A 17,554-nucleotide genomic window follows, 5' to 3' on the forward strand; every position below is an offset into this window, starting at 1 on the left:
TCCGCATTCTGCCGAAACAACGCCAGGACGACTAATCGCCGCCCTTCGCGAGCGTCCGCACCGGGACGGCCCGGAGGCCGTGGTCCCACCACAGCAGGGCGGCCGACACCAGACAGGCGGCGGTGAACCACAGCGGCGAGATGGCCTGATCGAGGTTCAGATCCAGGTCGTAACCGGACAAGAGGTCGAGATGGTAACGGTCGGGCATCCAGGGGATGATCTCCACCATCAGCCCCGCCAGGGCCGCCACGAGCAGTCCCAGGGTGGCCGCCCACCGCATGCGTCCGCTCCCCGTCCGTAACGCGACCAGCACCACGACAGCCGGCCCGCCGATCCCGACGAACAGCTCGAACGCCCACCAGCCCGCCATGAGCACGTCCCCCACCAGCCTGGACAGCCATCTCGCCGGGGCATGGGCGGAGAACCACAACACGTGACCGTTGTAGAGATTGACCAGAGGCGGCAGCAGCAGGACCGCGCAGGCGCCGATCCTGACGGTCGCGGCCAGCCAGGGCGGCCCGGCCGCCGGCAACCGCCCGGGCCGCGCCGGCGCGGCCCGGCCGCGTGCCTCGCCGAGGTCATGGGCGGACCGGGCCAGCCAGATCAGCAGGAACGCCTCGACGAACACGGTGCCCTCCCGCCTCACCCCGATGGCCAACGGCACGAAGCTCACCCAGATCGCCGCCAGCAACGCCGTGAGAAGGATGAGTGCGAGCGGCACGACGAGCATGCCGGCGCCGTACCCGACCGTGTCGCGCCGCCACCGCCCGTCCCGCCACTGCGCCACCCACACCAGCACCCACCACACGGCCTCCGCCACGGCGGCGAGAACGTCGAGGTCCCGCACCGGCGCGCCCAGCTCGTCGGCCACGTAGATCGCCTGGGCCAGCAACCCCGCCCCCAGCAGCAGCCCGGCATGGCCGACAGTGCGCCGCAGCACCAGGAAGAAGCCCACCACGACCGCCGCCATCAGCCCCGCGTCGATCACCCGCGCCCCCTGGGGCCACTCCGGCACGACGGCGTACACCAGGCAGGACGCCACCGCCGCGTACAGTGCCACGCGCAAGGCCCGCACCGCCCGGTCCGGTTCCGCCGCCCGTCCGACCGCCGGCCCTCGCAGGCTCTGCCACAACGCCCACGCCGACACCGCACCGGCCAGCACCATCACCGGCACATTCGGGCCGAGCAGCGCGCTCAGCAGCCCCTCCTCCTCGTCGTGCAGCAGCGTCAGCCGGTGCATCAGCGCGTGATCCCCGCGTGCCGGCACGACCACGAGCGTCGCCACGTAGGCGCCCGTCACGAGCAGGGCGGGAACGGCCAGCCGGTAGCGACGCACGTGTTCACGTCCAGACGTCGGAGGAAGATCGAAACGCCTCACCCTAGCGAGCCGGTCCAGCGAAGTCGATCTTCCTCCCGCGACCTCCGGGGGTCACCTCACGCGACGGCGGTCCCCTCCAGCTCGACCATCAAGTCGGGGATCGCCAGCCGGGTCACGCCGAGCATCGTGGTGGCCGGCGCCGCCCCGGCGGCGCCCAGCCGTGCCGCCAGCACGCCGTAGTGCTGGAAGAGCAGGTCGACGTCGGTGGTGTAGACGTTCAGCCGGACGAGGTCCGCCAGCGACATCCCGGCCTCGGCGAGCACGGCCTCCAGGTTGTCCAGGGTCAGGGCGAGCTGTGCCGCCATGTCCCCTGCGTGCTCGGGCTTGCCGTCGCCGCTCATCGCGGTCTGCCCCGAGCAGTACAGGGTGCGGGTGTGCCCGGAGACCAGCTCGGCCTGGTTGTAGCCCAGCTCCACCGACCACGGCCACGGGTTGACCGCCGTTCGCTGCATCGTCATATCGGCTCCATTCCGATTCATGGGGAGTTGGGACGCCGCCACCTGCGGCGTCGCGGAGATGAGCCTGCCAACAAATCACGACATCCTGTGTCGTGTATCTCGATAGAGTTCTCGCATGCGCGCCGACCGGTTGGTCTCGCTGGTGCTCCTGCTGCGACAGCACGGCCGGTTGTCGGCCGCCACGCTGGCCCGCGAGCTGGAGGTGTCCACCCGCACCGTGCTGCGTGACATCGAGGCGCTGTCGGCGGCCGGTGTCCCGGTCTACGCCGAGCGCGGCCGGCACGGCGGGTTCGCGTTGTTGCCCGGGTTCCGCACCGAGCTGACCGGGCTGAACCCCGACGAGGCCCTGGCCCTGCTGGTCGCCGGGTCGCGGCGCGGCGCGCAGGCGTTCGGCCTGGGCTCGGCGCTCGCCTCGGCCATGCTCAAGGTGGTCGACGCGCTGCCGGACAGCTACCGTGACACCGCGGCGGGCGCGGCCGAGCGCCTGCTCATCGATCCGGAGACGGACCTGCTCTCACGCCGGCTGGTGACCGAGGAGGTGCCTGACGCCATCGCGGCTGAGGTGCTGCGCGCGGTGTTCGCCGGGCGCCGGCTGGAGATCCACTACGCGGCGGCGGACGAGCCCCCGAAGTGGCGCACGGTGGACCCGATCGGCCTGGTGACCATCCGCGACCGGGGCTACCTGCTGGCCACGAGATCCGGCGAGGACCGTACGTACCGGCTGTCCAGGGTGCTGGCGGCGAAGGAGCTGCCCGAGCCCGCGCAGCGACCGCAGCGGGTCGATCTGGGCCGGGCCTGGCAGGAGCGCAGCACGCGGTTCAGAGCGGGCGGCGACCAGGTCGCCGTGCTGCTGCGGGTCAGACCCGCGCGGCGGGAGGAGCTGCTGGGCACCGCGCTGGCCGTCCGCAGCGAGGAGACCGACGCGGACGGCCTGCTGCGGCTGGAGGTCGCCTTCCAGGACGCGCGGCACGCCAAGTGGGCGTTGTGGCAGCTCGGCCTGGACGCGGAGGCGCTGGCTCCGCAGTGGTTGCGCGCCTACCTGCGCGACCGCGCCGCCGCGCTCGCCGCCCGCTACGAGGTCCCGTCACCGCGGTGACGGCACCGCTCCGAGGTCACGTCACCGCGGTGACGGCGCGATCATGCGGGCTGCAGCCGCCGTGCAAGCGCCGCGTGATCGGCTACCGGAGTCGGAACGAAGCAGGGTGTGTGGGGAAGAACCAGGATGGCATCGATCGTTTTCGGGACCGCCGCCGTGATCGCGTTCATCGTGGGCGTGGTGCTGTTCTTCAGGTTGCGGCGCAGGCCCGAGACCCGGGTCGGCGCGTACGTCAGCGCCTTCTTCCTGTTCCTGGGGGCGGGGATGCTGACCATGGGGTCCCTCTCGTTCGGCAGCCTGGAGTCCGCCGCGCTGCGGACGTTCACCGCCGAGGAGCGCGCCGCGGCGGTGCCGTGCGACGCGACCGTCCTGGGCGCCGAGCAGACCTCCAACAAGCTCAACGGCCGCTACATCTGGCTGCTGCGGCTACGGGTCACCCCGCAGGGCGGCGGCGGCCCGTACGAGATCGAGCGCACCAGCCGCCTCACCTCGTTCATGGGTGAGAGCCTGCAGAAGGGCAACGTCGGGTTCCCCTGCCTGGTCTCCCGCACCGACAGCACGCGGATCGAGATCGCGGCCCTGGCCTGAGCGGCGCGCGTCAGCCGAAGGTGATGACCGAGCGCTTGCCCGCACGCCCCTCGGCCATGGCGTCGAGCACCGCGTTCGCCTCGCCCAGGCCGACCGTGGTGACCTCGGGCAGGATGCCGTGCACGGCCGAGAACGCCAGCGTGTCGCGCAGGTCGTGCGGCGAGCCGGACGGGTTGGCCATGGCGTGCAGCCGGTTGAGCGCCATCGGCTGGGCGGGCAGGGTCAGCGGCTCGGGGCCGTACCCGCACAGGACGAGCGTGCCGTCGGGTGCCAGGCCGGTGAGGGTCGCGGCGGCGGCGGAGGTGGACGGGGCGGCGTTGAGTATCAGGTTCGCGCCGCCGTCCCACGCCCGCAGCGCCTCGGCCGGGTCGGTGTCCTGGGTGGCGACGAAGCGCTCTGCGCCCAGCTCGCGTGCCGTGGCCTCGCCACGGTGGGAGCGGCCGACGACGGCCACGCGGGCGCCCATGGCGACGGCGTAGCGTACCGCCAGCGCGCCGACGCCGCCGGTGCCGATGACGGCGACCCGCGAGGTGGCGGTGATCCCGGCCTGGCGCAGGCTGTTGAACGCGGTCAGGCCCGCGCACATCAGCGGCGCCGCGGCGACCGGGTCGAGCCCCTCGGGCAGCGGGGTCACGAAGTCGGCCTTGAGCACCGCGTACTCGGCGTAGCCGCCGTCCATGACGATGCCCGTGATGCGCTTGCGCGGGCAGAGGATCTGGTCGCCGCGCACGCAGTAGTCGCAGTGGCGGCAGGAGTCGCCGAGGAACTGCGCCCCCACGAGCGTGCCGGCCGCCGGCCACGACACGCCAGGGCCGGTGGCGGCCACCACCGCGGTGATCTCGTGGCCGGGCACCACCGGGAAGCGGGCGATCGGCCAGTGGCCCCGCAGCAGGTCCAGGTCCGTGTAGCAGATCCCGCACGCGACGAGCTTGACGAGGACCTCGCCCGGTCCGGGTTCTGGCACCTCACGCTCGGTGAGCGTCAGCGGCTCGCCGGCCGCGGTGGCAAGGGCCGTAAGCATGAAAGGCAGACCTCGATCTCTGTTCGGCTGGTGTCATTCAAGCGGTCGCCGCGCCGGTCGTCCGCGAGGCGGGCTCTGGTGTGTCGCCATCAGGGTGCCCGGCCTGTCCGGGGTTGCCCAGGTCCGCGTTCCGCGTACGTCCGCCGTGCCTACCACCAGCAGGGACAGGCTGACGGCGCCGCCCACGGCGACCTGCCGCGATACTGAATCCATGGCTACCCATCCCCCGGCGGCCGTGTCGGGTCAGCAGCGGCGGCTCGGCCCGCGTGCGGAGCTGAGCGAGTTCCTGCGCACGCGCAGGGCCCGGCTGCGGCCGTGCGACGTGGGGCTCGCCGAGCACGGGCGGCGGCGCAGGGTGCCGGGGCTGCGGCGGGAGGAGCTGGCGCGGCTGGCGGGCGTGTCGATGGCCTACTACACGCGCCTGGAGCAGGGCAACGTGCGCAACGTCTCGGTCGAGGTGCTGGACGCGATCTCCAGGGCGCTGCGGCTGTCCGACGCCGAGCACGCCCACCTGCTGCACCTCGCCAGGCCGGGCCGGCGGCGCCCCGAGCCGCAGCATCGGCAGGTCCGGCCCGCGCTGCTGGAGCTGCTGGCCGCGATGGAGGGCGTGCCCGCCTACGTGTGGGGCCGCCGCACCGACGTGCTGGCGTGGAACGCCGCGGCGTCCGCGCTGTTCGGCGACTGGGCGGCCCGCGCCCCGGGAGGATCGCAACTGGGCCAGGGTCACCTTTCTCGATCCGGCGGCGCGGCTGCTGTTCGCCGACTGGGAGTCCAAGGCGTCCGACGTGGTGGGCAACCTGCGGCTCGACGCCGGGTTGCATCCGGACGACCCGCTGCTGGTGGCGCTGGTCGGGGAGCTGTCGGCGCACAGCGAGGGCTTCCGCGCGCGGTGGGCGGCGCATCACGTCAAACGCAAGTCGCACGGCACCGTCCGGCTCGTGCATCCGCTGGTGGGGGAGCTGGCGCTGCGTTACGAGAACTTCTCGCTGCCCGGCGATGAGGAGCAGTCGCTGTCGACCTACCATGCCGAGCCCGGCTCGGCGTCGGAGGAGGCGCTGCGGCTGCTGGCGAGCTGGGGCGCCGACGCTGCCGCGCCCGCCGCTAGCGGGCCGCGCTGACCTGGTCGTCGTCGCGGGCTGGCGTCTCGGTGGCCTGGCCGTTCTCACGGACGGGCATCTCGGTGGCCTGGCCGTTCTCACGGACGGGTGCCTCGGTGGCCCGGCCGCTTTCGCGGACGCACGCTTCGATGACGGCCGGCAGGAGGCCGGGGAAGCGGGTGTCGAGGTCGTCGGGGCGCAGGGTGTTGATCTTGGTGGTGCCCTCGTAGCGCTGGTGGATGATGCCCGCCTCGCGCAGCACGTTGAAGTGGTGGGTGGCGGTCGAGCGGGAGACGGGCAGGTCGAAGGTGCCGCAGCTGAGGTCGTGGCCCGCGACGGCGAGCTGCGCGATCATCGAGCGGCGCACGGGGTCGGCGACCGCCTCGAGGAACTGCTGGAGGGTGACCTCGCCGGCGGAGGGGTTGTCGACGGTGCGCGGGGTGGTCTTCGGGCGGGCCACGCGGTCTCCTCCTCGGACGGTCGGGGCTGGCACGCCATGGTACGACGCCCGTGCGGGCGACGCGGCGCCCGCGATCACGCGTCCTCTGGGAGGCGCTCCCCCCGGCGTGTCCTGTGGCGTGTCCCGTGGCGCGTCTTGTGGCGCGTCTTGTGGCGCGTCTTGTGGCGCATCTCGTGGCGCATCTCGTGGCACTGCCCATGGCGCGACCCATGGCGCACCCATGGCCTGTGCCGGGCGCGCCGATCCGGGCCGCGACCATCGCGAGGCTGCTGCTCGACGCCCAGGAGCGCCTGCCGGGACAGACGCGCGGCCTGCGCCCGTCCGGAGCCGGGACCACCGGGCGGCCGGACCTCTCGCCCGCCGAGGTGCCCCATCCCGTGATGCCGGCCGGGTGCGCGTTCGAGGAGGCACCCGCGCCCGGTGTCAGCGCTGGCGGCGCAGGCCTCGCAGGAAGGTCCAGAGCGGGGAACGGGACTTCGCCGCGGGCTCGCCCTCCGCCGGGGACGCCTCCGGGGCGGGCGGCTCGTCGCCACCGGTCCGCGTCTGAGGGGGAGCCGGGGCGAGCTCGTACTGGACGGGCAGCGACCGCAGTGCCCGCATGAACGGGGACGGCCGCCAGGGCAGCTGGTCGGCCGGGAGCGCCAGCTTCACCTTGGACAGGCGCTTGAAGAGCCGGTGCACGGCGATGGCGGTGATCCGGGTCGCCAGGAGCTGGCCGAGGCAGTTGTGCGGTCCCGCGCCCCAGGCGAGGTGGGCGCGCGTGGTGCGGATGGCGTTCCAGTCGATGGCCCCGGCGAAGCGCGGGTCCCGGTGGGCGGCGGCGACGGAGAGCATCACGGGATCGCCGGCGGCGACGGTGTAGTTGCCCAGCTTCACGTCGGTGAGCGCGTAGCGGAAGGTCAGGTTCGCCATCGGCGGGTTGAGCAGGGCGACCCTGTTCACCGTCTCGTCGATGGCCCCCACCGACAGGCTCTCGCGCACGTCGGGGTTGGAGGCGACCTCGACGACCACGTTGCAGACCAGGCTGGCGGTGAAGTCCAGCAGGCCGGGCAGCATGAGCAGCTCGCGGGCCAGCTCGTCCAGGGTGAGGTCCGGCTTGGCCTTGATCAGGTAGGACGGCAGGTCGTCGCCGGGGGTCCCGCGCTTGGCGGCGCCCAGCTCGGTCATGGCGGCGTACAGGCGCTCGAAGGCCGCGGCCGCGTCGGAGCCGGCGTCGATCATCCGCCAGATGTCCATGACCACGTCCTCGCCGCGGGTGGCGGGGAAGCCGAGCATGCGGTTGGCGACCATGAGCGGCAGCGGGCGCGCGTACTGCGCGGCCAGGTCCGCCACCCCCGTGGTGCCGCCCTCGGCCAGCACGCCGATGAGGTCGTCGGCGTACCGCACCACGGCCTGTTCCAGCTGCTGCCCCTGTGGGTGGCCCTGGTCCTGGAACGGAGCCAGCGCGCTGCTCCAGGCGTGCCGCAGCTCGTTCAGGGCGGCGCCGTCCTGGAAGGTGGAGTTGTTGACCTGGAAGACGGGCAGCAGCGGCCAGTCGGCCGGGATCCGGCCTTCCGCGTGCGCCTTCCACCTGTCCGGGCGCTTGCTCCACACGCCCCCGGAGTTCTGCAGGACGCGGAGCACCTCCTCGTACCCCATGACGAACCAGACGGGCACCCCGAGGAGGTCCACCGGCGCGACGGGACCGTGGATCTTGCGCAGTCTTTCGTGCACCAGTGCGGGGTTCGCGTCGTAGTCCCTGGTCAGCAGTGGCTCGGCGGTCGACGGTGCCGAGGGGGCGGGGGGCTGCTGGGGCCACGGGCCTTGGGTCACGTGCTGAACTACCTCTCTGCTCGCTGCTCCGCCGTCACGCCGTCGCGGATCATGGACGGGTGACGCGCTCTGGGAGCTTACGGCTGATTCACGCAGAAGGTGTGCAGCATCACAAATTGTAACCAAAGGTGGGGGTGTGGGAAGAAGGAAGTTGTGATCCTCGCGCCGCTGTGCCGCCGGGGCGCTGCGGTTAGGGTCATGCGCATGAAACCAGCGGACATCTCCCAGTTGCATGCTCTCGGCGCGCCGACGATCTCGCCCGACGGGCAGCATGCGATCGTCTCCGTCACCCGGCCCGACCTGGAGTCCGATGAGTACCGCGGTGGCCTGTGGCTGGTCCGGACGGACGGCTCCACCGAGCCGCGCCGGCTGACGCGGGGCCCGCGCGACGCGGCGCCCGCCTACTCCCCCGACGGCGCCTGGCTGGCCTTCGTGCGCGGCGGCGACGGCGCCAAACCTCAGCTGTACGTGATGCCGACCGCCGGCGGCGAGCCGTGGAAGGTGACCGACCAGCCGCTCGGCGTCAGCGAGCCGGTGTGGAGCCCCGACTCGCGGCGGCTGGCCTTCGTCGCGCGCGTGCCCGAGGAGGGCCGGTACGGCGACGGCGAGCCGGACAAGGAACGGCCGCGCCGCATCACCGGCCTGCAGTTCCGGTGGGACGACCTGGGCTTCTACCTCGACCGGCGCGCGCACGTCTTCGTCGTGGACCCCTTCGCCGAGGAGCACTCCCCCACCCAGGTCACCGAGGGCGACTTCGACCACGGCGAGGTGGCGTGGAGCCCGGACGGCTCGCTGCTGGCGTTCGTGGCCGCCCGTCACGACGAGCGCGACACCACGCTGACCAATGACGTGTGGGTCGCCGCCCCCGACGGCTCGGGCCTGCGCCGGCTGACCGCCACCGACCTGCTGGCCGCCGCGCCGCGCTTCACCCCCGACGGCGCCTCGGTGTGCTTCCTCGGCTCCACCGCCGGCTCCGACGGCCGCAAGCTGGTCTGCAGGAACCTCGGGCTCTGGCTGGTGCCGCTCGCCGGCGGCGCGACCCGCCGCCTCACCGACGAGGAACGCCTCCACCTCTGCGAGGCCCCGTACGTGCCGACCGCCGACGGCGTGCTCGTCACCGTGGAGAACCGGGGCGCCAAGGACCTGCTGCGCGTGCCGTACGCGGGCACCGAGCCGGAGGTCCTGATCGGCGGGCCGCGCGAGGTCACCGCCGTCGCGCAGGCCGCCGACGTCACCGTCGTGACCGTCGCCGACGCCCGCACCCCCGGCGAGCTGGTCGCCCTGCGCGACGGCGGCGAGCGCACGCTCACCTCCTTCGGCCGCGACCTGGACGTGCTGCCCATCGAGGAGGTCACCGGCACGGCCCCCGACGGCTACCCGGTGCACGGCTGGATCGTCCGCCCCGCCGGCGAGGGCCCGCACCCGGTGCTCCTCATGATCCACGGCGGCCCGTTCACCCAGTACGGCTGGCACGTCTTCGACGAGGCCCAGGTCTACGCCTCGGCCGGGTACGCGGTCGTCATGGGCAACCCGCGCGGCTCGTCCGGCTACGGCCAGGCGCACGGCCGGCACATCATCGGCGACGTCGGCCGCCTGTCGGCCGTCGACCTGCTGGCGCTGCTCGACGCCGCGCTGGCCACGGGCGGCCTGGACGCCTCCCGCGCCGGGGTGCTCGGCGGCTCGCACGGCGGCTTCATGACCACGTGGCTGGCCGCCCACCACGGCGAGCGGTTCAGGGCGGCGATCAGCGAGCGCGCGGTCAACGCCATCGACAGCTTCCACGGCAGCAGCGACATCGGATGGTCGTTCGCCCACGACATGTACGGCGAGGACCCGGCGCGCTGGGTGGAGCAGAGCCCGCTCACGCACGCCGACAAGATCGACATCCCGTTCCTGATCATCCACTCGGAGCACGACTGGCGCTGCCCGGTGGAGCAGGCGCAGCGGCTGTTCGTCAAGCTGCGGTTGCGCGGGGTGGAGGCGGAGCTGCTGCTGTTCCCCGGGGAGGGGCACGAGCTGTCCCGCTCGGGGCTGCCCAGTCACCGGGTGGCCCGCTTCGAGGCCATCCTCGACTGGTGGGGGCGCCACCTCTGACCCCCGTACGGCGCCGCCCCTCCCCCCGTCCCGGGGCCGCTCCTGACCTCGTGCGAGGAGGCCGCGGGCACCCCTTACGGTGGTGCTCATGAACATCTGTGTCTTCCTGTCGGCCGCCGACCTGCCCGAGACCTACACCCGCCCCGCCCGCGAGTTCGCCGAGCTGATCGGCAAGGGCGGGCACACGCTGGTCTGGGGCGGCTCGGACGTGGGCCTGATGAAAGTGGTGGCCGACGGGGTGCACGCGGCGGGCGGGCGGCTGATGGGCGTCTCGGTGGACTTCCTGGTCGCCAAGGTGCGCCCCGGCGTGGACGACATGGTCGTCGCGGCGGACCTGGCCGAGCGCAAGAAGCTGCTGCTGGAGAAGGCCGACGCGGTGGTCATCATGGTCGGCGGCACGGGCACGCTCGACGAGGCCACCGAGATCCTGGAGCTGAAGAAGCACGGGCGCACGGACAAGCCCGTCGTGCTGCTGAACACGGCGGGCTTCTACGACGGGCTCAAGGAGCAGTTCCGGCGGATGGAGGACGAGGGGTTCCTCCCTCGCCCCCTGACCGACCTGGTCTTCTTCGCCGAGGAGCCCGTGGGGGCGATGGCCTACCTGGAAGAGTCGATCGGCATGCGCTGAGCCTGCCTGAAGGAGTCGCCCGGCGTCGGCTGAGCCTACCTTGAGGAGTCGCCCGGCACGGGCTGAGCCTGCTTGCCGACCGCCTCCCGTACGGCGGGCGCGACCTCCTGACCCCAGCGGGCCAGCGTGGTCGCATCGACGGCGCCGTGACCGGCGGCGAAGAGCGTGAAGCCCGACGCGCCGTGCTCCAGCACCGCCCCGGTCAGCTCCTCGACCCACTGGCCGACCGAGCCGCCGAGCCAGCGGCCCTCGTCGTCGCGGGTGGCGGGCAGCGGCCGCTCGGTGATGCGCCCGGGAAGGTTGAACACCGTGCGGATCTCGCCCGGGTCGCGGCCCACGGCCGCCGCGGCCTCGTCGATGACCGGCCTGGAGGACCGGTAGCGGGCGCTGAGCCAGTCGGCCGCGTGACCGGGGATCCAGCCGTCGGCCACGCGGCCGGTGGCGGCCAGGGACTTGGGGCCGACCGAGCCGGTCCACACCGGCGGCGCCGCGACGGGAGCGGGCTCGATCCGGTGCACCTGGTAGTGGGCGCCCTCGAAGGTGACCGGAGCGCCACCGCCCGACAGCAGCTTGACCAGCACGATCGCCTCCTCGAAGGCGTCAACGGCATCGCCCGGGCTCAGCCTCGGCACGCCCATGTCGGCGATGCGGTCCCACAGCCCGCCCGCGCCCATGCCGAGCACGATCCGGCCCTCCGACAGCGCCGACAGGGACGTCACGGTCCTGGCCAGCATGGCGGGCGGCCGGGTCGGCAGGTTGGTGACGTTGGCGAAACCGGCGAGGTGACGGGTGCGGCCGAGCACGAACCCGAGCGCGGCGTAGGCGTCCAGCCGCCCGCCGAGGTAGGGGTGGTCGGACAGCGTGAAGAGGTCCAGCCCGTCACGGTCGGCCTGCTGGGTCAGGCGCAGCAACTCGGGTATGTCGTCGAGCCCCGGATGCGTGCCGAACCCGAAGACGACATCATGGTGGGACATTGCCCCGCCTTTCACAAAAGGACAACAGTTCGTGTCACGAACCATATTAGTTCGTGACACGAACTGCAACCCTCAGTGCGACCTGTCCGGCTCCACGAAGACGGCGGGCACCTTGTTGTCCGTCACCACCCGGCCGAGCAGGGCGGCCAGCGCGTCGCGCTCGTCCGCCGCCATCCGGGAGGTCAGCTCCGCCACGCGGCGGCAGGTCTCGGCGTAGAACTCGTCGGCGAGCCTGGCCCCCCGCGCGGTCAGTCGCACCCGCACCGCCCGCGAGTCCTGCGGATCGGGTCTGCGCTCCACCAGGCCGTTGCGCTCGCTGCGATCCACCAGGCCGGTCAGACTGGACTTGGCCAGGCCGAGCACCGCACCCAGGTCACCCATCCCGTACGGGCGCGCCATCAGCACGCACAGCAGCTGCCCCTGCTGCTGGGTGAGGCCGTACTCGCGGGCGGAGCCCTCGTACACGGCGTTCACCAGGAACGTGGACCGCACCAGCGCGGCCACCACCCCGATCGGGCCGTCGGCTTGCTCATTCACCGGCCAAGAATAGCAAAATTCGCGACACGAACTATGCCGGGTGCGAGACTCCGCCGCGCACCAGGGTGCTGTCGGCCAGGTGCATGACGGCGTCCGCGCCGTCGAGCATCGCGGCGTCGAGAGGGAAGTAGCCGTTCCGCTGCGGCCCCGTGTCGGTGCGGGTGCGGGCGCTGCCGGGCAGGTCGGCGGGGGCCAGGCCCCAGGTGGTGAACCGGGCCTGCAGGTGGCCTTCGAACGTGTCCTGGTCCGGCTCGGTGACGCCGATGGGCTCGCTGCGGCCCAGGCTGCCGGCGACGAAGGCGTACCGGTCGCCCAGCAGGTGCGCGACCAGGGCGCCCGCGCCGATCCAGCGCAGCTCCAGGCCGGGCACGCTCATGCTGCTCGTGCTCTTCTGCAGGTGGGAGTTGTGCGCGTGGACCAGTGTCGGCCCGCGCCCGGCCTCGATGGCGCGGAGGTCGAGGAGGTTCTGGGCCATGATCGCGTCGCGGGTGGCGGACAGGCGGGTGACCCGCTCGTTCTGGTCGAGGGGCACGGCCGCCTGCTTGTGGTAGCGGAGCAGGGCGAGGCCGGCGGTGAGGTGCGTCCTGGCCCTGAGCCAGGCGGCGCGCGAGCCGGCCGCCGGCTCGCGGGCGTCCAGGGCGGCGAGCAGGTCGCCGGCGATCGCACGCAGGCGGCGGGCCTCCGCGCTCGCGCCCGGCGACCTCGCCGGGTCCATGATCGCTTCGGTACGGCTCCAGCGCTCGTCGTCACCCGCGCCGACGGCGAGATCGAGGTCGAGGCCCAGGTAGTCGCGGGCGTGTTCGAGGTAGGGGCGGGGGCTGGGGGCGCTGAAGTTCTCGGTGGGCGCGTCGAAGCCGTGGAAGGCGAGCCGGTCCTGGGGCGGGCGGTTCCTGTTGTGCTCGCGCATCCAGGTGACGAGCTCCCTGTTGGCCTCCATGGCTCCCCAGCCGTGGGAGAAGCCCTCGGTCAGCACGGTGTCGAGGTCGCCGATGCCCTCCCGTACGTAGTCGTCCACGGCGAGCGCGGCGACGCGGTCGGTCTCGAGGGCGATCGAACGGAAGCCGTGCTCGGCGAGCTGCGCGAGCAGCGCGTTGCGGACGTGGCCGAAGGCCGGCACCGCGTGGGTGGGCTCGCCGAGCGCGAGGAGGTCGCATGAAGTGGCGATGAAGTCGCGAATGTCCTGACTCATGTGGGTAAATCGTATCGCTGAAACGTCGATTGAGACTTTGAGAAGATTTCGCGGTTTGTCCGCCCGAAAGTCTCAAACGAAGAGACCTCCCGTCACCATCAGCCGGGCGGCGCCCGAGTGGTTGGGCGCGGGGGCGTGCAGGAGATGGGGGTGCAGGAAGACGACGTCGCCCGGCTCCCCCGTGAGCTCCACCACCCCCACGGGACATCGCCCACCGACACTCCCGTGGTCAGCCGCCGGAGGTCCTTGCGGTGCGGGTGCATGGCGAACACCGCGTCACGGACCGCAGGCGAACGCCCCGGCTCCGCCGCGCCCGCCGAGCGGCGCCAGGAAGCCGAGCCACTTCCGCAGCAGGGCGGCCCCGCCCGCGCCCCGCGCTGGGAAGCCGAAGTGCCAGCCCGCGGTCGGCACCTCCCACGTTCCCGGCGCCGGAAATGACGCGAGCTGCTGAACGCCTCGCTCACGTACGCGCACGAGCATGGCCACGCTCATGGGGAGGTGCGGGGGCAGTGGAGTGCGGATCCGGCCGAGCTGGAGCACGCGCATGAGCGCGAGCCGCGCAACCGGGGCCAGGGCCGCCCGTGGAAGCCGGGCGGCCCCGTGCCCGCGCCCGTCATCTCCACCCTTCCGGTACGCAGCCGTTCTCGCGGACGATGGGACGGCGACGGCATGGGAGGAGATCGGATGACGTTCGTGCGGCGGCTGGCCGAGTTCGCGGTGGCGTGCAGGGACGGGGAGCTGCCGGCGGCGGTGCGCGAAGACGTGCCGGGCCGGGTGCTCGACGTGCTCGGCAACTGCCTGGCCGCCTACGCGGACCCGGACGGCGACGCCGCTCCGGCGGTGCTGCGAGCCGTGCGGCGGTGGGGCGGCGCCGGCGAGGCGACCGCGATCGGCAGCGGCGACCGGCTGCCCGCGCCGTCGGCCGCGCTGGTCAACGGCACCCTGGCACACGCGCTCGACTTCGACGACACGCACCTGCCGTCCGTGCTGCACCCGAGCGCCTCCGTCGTGCCCGCGGCTCTGGCGGCGGCCCAGAGCATGGCCGCCCTCCGCGCGGACCCTGCCACGGGCCAGGACGCGTCTCACGCTCAGCCGGACGTGCCCGGCATGCGACCGGACGTGCCCGGCATGCGACCGGACGCGGCCCAGCGCGTGGGCGCGTCCGGGGTGGAGCTGATCGCGGCGGTGGCGGCGGGTGTCGAGGTGTGCGGCCGGCTCGGCATGGCGTCCTACCTGCCGCAGGAGCGCAACTCGCTCTTCTTCGAGCAGGGCCAGCACGCCACCTCGATCTGCGGCACCCTGGGCGCCGCCGTGGCGGCCGGGGTGCTGTTCGGGCTGACCGCCGACGGAATCGCGCACGCGGTGGGTGTGGCGGCCTCGATGGGCGCCGGCCTCCTGGAGGCGAACCGTACGGGCGGCACGGTCAAGCGCGTGCACTGCGGCTGGGCCGCGCACGCCGGGGTGTCGGCGGCGGTGCTGGCCGCGGAGGGGCTGACGGGCCCGCCGACGGTGCTGGAGGGCCGGTTCGGGTTCTTCCAGGCGTGGCTGGGCGGACGATACGACGCCGAGGCGCTGCTGGAAGGGCTGGGCGAGCGGTGGGAGCTGCTGCGCACGGTGTACAAGCCCTACCCGACCAACCATTTCACCCACCCGGTCATCGACTGCGCGCTGGCGTTGCAGCGCGGCGGGCTGGACCCGTCGCGGATCGCGGAGGTCGAGGTGGGGGTGCCCGGCCCGGTGCTGCGGACGATCGCCGAGCCGTGGGAGGAGAAGGTCCGGCCGCGTTCGCCGTACCACGCGAAGTTCTCCGCCCCCTACACGGTCGCGGCGGCGCTGCTGGGCGGGGGCGGGCTCGGGCTGGCGCTGGAGGACTTCGCCGCCCTGGACCCGGCGCGGCTGGAGCTGGCGGGCCGGGTGCGGTGCGTGGCCGACGAGCGGGCCTCGGAGATCTTCCCGAAGGCGTTCGCGGCAGTGGTACGGGTGCGGCTGCGCGACGGCTCGACCCTGGAGCACCGGGTGGACTCCTCGCGCGGCGGGCCCGAGCATCCGCTCTCGGCGGCGGAGCTGGAGACGAAGTTCCGCTCCAACGCGGGCCGGGCGCTGCCGGAGGGGCAGGTGGGCGAGCTGGCCGAGGCGGTCACGAAGCTGGGGGCGGGCGGCACGGCGGACGACGTGCTGGCACGCACGGTCCGGGCGGCGTCGTAACCGGGCGCCAGGCGGTCCGGGCGTGGGAGGAGGTGCCGGTCACCTGGTTCGGCCGGTCTCGGGTGGCCCCGTCCCCGCTCAGCGAACGAGGTGGCGCCGGACGGTCGCGGCCGGGCGACGCCGTCCTTGAAGATGCTCGTCGAGTGCCAGCGCCCGGTGCAGCGCGGGCAGCGCCGCCGCAGGGTCGCCCGCCTGGACGTGCGCCTGGCTGAGCCGGCGATAGGCCAGGCACTGGACGTCGGCGGCACCGAGGCGCTCGGCGGCGAACACGGCGGCCTGCCAGACCTGGACGCGCTCGTGCACGTGCCCGCGGCGCCGCAGCATCTCGTCCATGGACCAGGCGATCCGCCAGGCGTCCTCGTTGCGGTCCTGGTCGGCGGTCCAGCGCAGGAGGGACAGCAGGCAGTCGTGCTCGGCGTCGAACCACTCCAGCGCGTCCTGCTCGGTCGTCAGCGGGGCGAGGTCGACGCCGGGAGCCGGGGGGTTCAGGGGGATGGGCTGGAGCTGCGGGGCCAGGGTGAGCCCGCCGCGGTGGGCGGTGTGCAGGTAGTGGTCGATCAGCCGGCTCTGCGCGGTGGCCGAGGAGGCGGGCTCGGCCTGCTCGATCGCGTACAGGCGGACCAGGTCGTGCATGCGGTAGCGGCCCGGTCGGTGCTGGGTCACCAGGTGCGCCGCCTCCAGCACGCGCATGAGGGTACGGGTGCGCGCGGCGGGGACGGCGGCCAGCGAGGCCGCCGCAGAGAGACCGACGTCCGGCACCGGCGCCGGGCCCAGGGCCTGGAACAGGCGCTTGGCGTCTTCGGCGAGGGTGAGGTAGGAGGCGTCGAAGGCGGCATGCAGGCTCGGGGTGATCTCACTGCCCGGGTCGGAGGCGGCATGCAGGCTCGGGGTGATCTCTCTGCCCGGGTCGGAGGCGACCTCATGAGGCGAGCCGGGGAGGCTGTCGCCGCTCAGGGCATGAGCGACCTCACCGCGCGGGCTGGGGGTGACCTCGCCGGTGTCCGTTGTGTTCAGGCTGGTGGTGGCAGCGCGCAGCTCGGACGTGAGCGCGTCCAGGGGCAGGTGCGGCCGGGCCGCGACGCGGGCCGCCACAAGGCTGAGTGTCAGGGGTAGGCCGGCGCAGTGGCGGGCCAGGTCGCGCACGGCGTGCGGCCGGGTGGCGCCGACCGTGCGGACGAGCAGCCGCGACGCCTCCCGTTCGTCCAGCCCTTCCAGCGGCACCGGTTGCCCGGCGGCCGGCCCGCTCAGAGGGCGGCGGCTGGTCACCAGGACGGCGCTGGAGGGGGTGCCGGGCAGCAGCGGCTCCAACTGCTCGGCGGAGGCGGCGTCGTCGATGAGGACGAGCATGCGACGGCCGGCCATCATGCTGCGGTACAGCGCCGCCTGGGCGTCGGGCGCGGAGGGGATGGTCCGGGGGTCGGCGCCGAGGGCGAGGAGGAAGCCGCGCACCGCCTCCTCCGGGGGGACGGGCGGGGTCACGGGGTCGAAGCCGTGCAGGTGGACGTGGAGGTGCCCGTCCGGGAAGAGGCCGGCGTTGCGGTGGGCCCAGTGCAGGGCCAGCGACGTCTTGCCGACGCCACCTGCCCCGGCGATCACGACCACCGGTGCGTCGCCGTCCCGCGACAGCGCCGCGTCGAGCCGGCCCAGCTCCGCCTCCCGCCCCACGAACGGCAGCCCGGACATCGCCGGCAACTGCGCGGGCACCACGAACGGCTGGCTGGGCATCGGCCGCGCTTGCGCAGGCACCACGGCGGGCGACGCGGGCACGGGCGCCGCGGGCGAGGGCGCGGGCGACGCGGACGCGGGCGACGCGGGCGCGGGCGACGCGGGCGGCGCGGGCGCGGGCGGCGCGGCGGATGCCGGCTCGGAAACGCCGGGCGGGATGGCCGGTGCCAGGTTCAGGACGCCCGGGGCGGGGACGGCGCGTGTTTGCTCGAACCACATGTGCGTCCCCAATGCGACCTCTTGCCCCGATCGTCCGGCCGATGAAAGATCGACTGTAGCCGCTCACCTCCCA

The 17,554-nt window shown here is 73.5% G+C and carries 17 protein-coding genes and 1 pseudogene; 7 read left to right on the forward strand and 11 right to left on the reverse strand.

What is annotated here, in order from left to right:
- Positions 1–31: 31 nt before the first annotated feature.
- Together LCN96_RS29775 and LCN96_RS29780 are read right to left on the reverse strand one after the other, a co-directional pair.
- Positions 32–1,336 carry a hypothetical protein gene (locus tag LCN96_RS29775; protein ID WP_225265729.1) on the reverse strand — a complete coding sequence of 435 codons (1,305 nt, stop codon included), beginning with the start codon at positions 1,334–1,336 and terminating at the stop codon, positions 32–34.
- A gap of 98 nt (positions 1,337–1,434) precedes the next feature.
- Positions 1,435–1,830, reverse strand: a complete 396-nt coding sequence (locus LCN96_RS29780) for a RidA family protein (RefSeq protein WP_225276084.1) — start codon at positions 1,828–1,830, stop codon at positions 1,435–1,437.
- Positions 1,831–1,951: 121 nt separating this feature from the next.
- Between LCN96_RS29780 and LCN96_RS29785 the strand changes: the two genes are divergently transcribed.
- Both LCN96_RS29785 and LCN96_RS29790 read left to right on the forward strand, forming a co-directional pair.
- On the forward strand, positions 1,952–2,932 hold the full coding sequence (locus tag LCN96_RS29785; RefSeq protein ID WP_225265730.1) for a helix-turn-helix transcriptional regulator: 981 nt from the start codon (positions 1,952–1,954) through the stop codon (positions 2,930–2,932).
- A gap of 126 nt (positions 2,933–3,058) precedes the next feature.
- A complete protein-coding gene (locus LCN96_RS29790; protein ID WP_225265731.1) occupies positions 3,059–3,520 on the forward strand; it encodes a hypothetical protein in 462 nt (153 codons plus the stop codon).
- Positions 3,521–3,530: 10 nt separating this feature from the next.
- Here LCN96_RS29790 and LCN96_RS29795 read toward each other — a convergent pair whose 3' ends face one another.
- Positions 3,531–4,541, reverse strand: coding sequence for an alcohol dehydrogenase catalytic domain-containing protein (locus LCN96_RS29795; protein WP_225265732.1), 1,011 nt, complete (start codon positions 4,539–4,541; stop codon positions 3,531–3,533).
- Positions 4,542–4,752: 211 nt separating this feature from the next.
- On the opposite strand from LCN96_RS29795, the pseudogene LCN96_RS57155 reads away from it, so the two are divergent.
- Positions 4,753–5,172: pseudogene (locus LCN96_RS57155) on the forward strand (helix-turn-helix domain-containing protein); the annotation flags it as partial.
- A 118-nt stretch (positions 5,173–5,290) separates the two neighbouring features.
- Positions 5,291–5,659 carry an MmyB family transcriptional regulator gene (locus LCN96_RS57160; RefSeq protein WP_404823984.1) on the forward strand — a complete coding sequence of 123 codons (369 nt, stop codon included), beginning with the start codon at positions 5,291–5,293 and terminating at the stop codon, positions 5,657–5,659.
- Here the strand turns inward: LCN96_RS57160 and LCN96_RS29805 are convergent.
- Together LCN96_RS29805 and LCN96_RS29810 are read right to left on the reverse strand one after the other, a co-directional pair.
- Positions 5,643–6,098, reverse strand: coding sequence for an ArsR/SmtB family transcription factor (locus tag LCN96_RS29805; protein WP_311131947.1), 456 nt, complete (start codon positions 6,096–6,098; stop codon positions 5,643–5,645). The two genes, LCN96_RS57160 and LCN96_RS29805, sit on opposite strands and share 17 nt — an antisense overlap.
- 423 nt (positions 6,099–6,521) lie before the next feature.
- Positions 6,522–7,910: a cytochrome P450 gene (locus tag LCN96_RS29810; protein ID WP_225265733.1), complete on the reverse strand. Its 1,389-nt coding sequence runs from the start codon at positions 7,908–7,910 to the stop codon at positions 6,522–6,524.
- Positions 7,911–8,114: 204 nt separating this feature from the next.
- On the opposite strand from LCN96_RS29810, the gene LCN96_RS29815 reads away from it, so the two are divergent.
- Together LCN96_RS29815 and LCN96_RS29820 are read left to right on the forward strand one after the other, a co-directional pair.
- Positions 8,115–10,004 carry a S9 family peptidase gene (locus LCN96_RS29815; RefSeq protein WP_225265734.1) on the forward strand — a complete coding sequence of 630 codons (1,890 nt, stop codon included), beginning with the start codon at positions 8,115–8,117 and terminating at the stop codon, positions 10,002–10,004.
- 88 nt (positions 10,005–10,092) lie between these two features.
- Positions 10,093–10,632, forward strand: a complete 540-nt coding sequence (locus LCN96_RS29820) for an LOG family protein (protein ID WP_225265735.1) — start codon at positions 10,093–10,095, stop codon at positions 10,630–10,632.
- 35 nt (positions 10,633–10,667) lie between these two features.
- Here the strand turns inward: LCN96_RS29820 and LCN96_RS29825 are convergent, their stop codons facing one another.
- From LCN96_RS29825 to LCN96_RS56755, 5 genes are all read right to left on the reverse strand, one after another.
- On the reverse strand, positions 10,668–11,606 hold the full coding sequence (locus tag LCN96_RS29825; protein ID WP_225265736.1) for an LLM class flavin-dependent oxidoreductase: 939 nt from the start codon (positions 11,604–11,606) through the stop codon (positions 10,668–10,670).
- A gap of 72 nt (positions 11,607–11,678) precedes the next feature.
- On the reverse strand, positions 11,679–12,143 hold the full coding sequence (locus LCN96_RS29830; RefSeq protein ID WP_225265737.1) for a MarR family winged helix-turn-helix transcriptional regulator: 465 nt from the start codon (positions 12,141–12,143) through the stop codon (positions 11,679–11,681).
- Between the two features lie 31 nt (positions 12,144–12,174).
- Entirely contained in the window at positions 12,175–13,332 is a 1,158-nt protein-coding gene (locus LCN96_RS29835) for an erythromycin esterase family protein (RefSeq protein ID WP_311131948.1), read from the reverse strand.
- A 72-nt stretch (positions 13,333–13,404) separates the two neighbouring features.
- Entirely contained in the window at positions 13,405–13,524 is a 120-nt protein-coding gene (locus tag LCN96_RS29840) for a phytanoyl-CoA dioxygenase family protein (RefSeq protein WP_397351735.1), read from the reverse strand.
- Between the two features lie 84 nt (positions 13,525–13,608).
- On the reverse strand, positions 13,609–13,743 hold the full coding sequence (locus LCN96_RS56755) for a hypothetical protein (protein WP_263657338.1): 135 nt from the start codon (positions 13,741–13,743) through the stop codon (positions 13,609–13,611).
- Positions 13,744–13,830: 87 nt separating this feature from the next.
- Here LCN96_RS56755 and LCN96_RS29845 point away from each other — a divergent pair, with 87 nt between their 5' ends.
- The gene (locus tag LCN96_RS29845) at positions 13,831–15,537 is read left to right on the forward strand and encodes an MmgE/PrpD family protein (RefSeq protein ID WP_225265739.1); all 1,707 of its coding nucleotides are present in this window, start codon (positions 13,831–13,833) and stop codon (positions 15,535–15,537) included.
- Between the two features lie 78 nt (positions 15,538–15,615).
- Here the strand turns inward: LCN96_RS29845 and LCN96_RS29850 are convergent, their stop codons facing one another.
- Positions 15,616–17,481 (reverse strand): NB-ARC domain-containing protein, encoded by a 1,866-nt coding sequence (locus LCN96_RS29850; protein ID WP_225265740.1) that lies wholly within the window; start codon positions 17,479–17,481, stop codon positions 15,616–15,618.
- Between the last annotated feature and the right edge of the window lie 73 nt (positions 17,482–17,554).

The organism is Nonomuraea gerenzanensis (assembly GCF_020215645.1).
GTDB lineage: Bacteria > Actinomycetota > Actinomycetes > Streptosporangiales > Streptosporangiaceae > Nonomuraea > Nonomuraea gerenzanensis.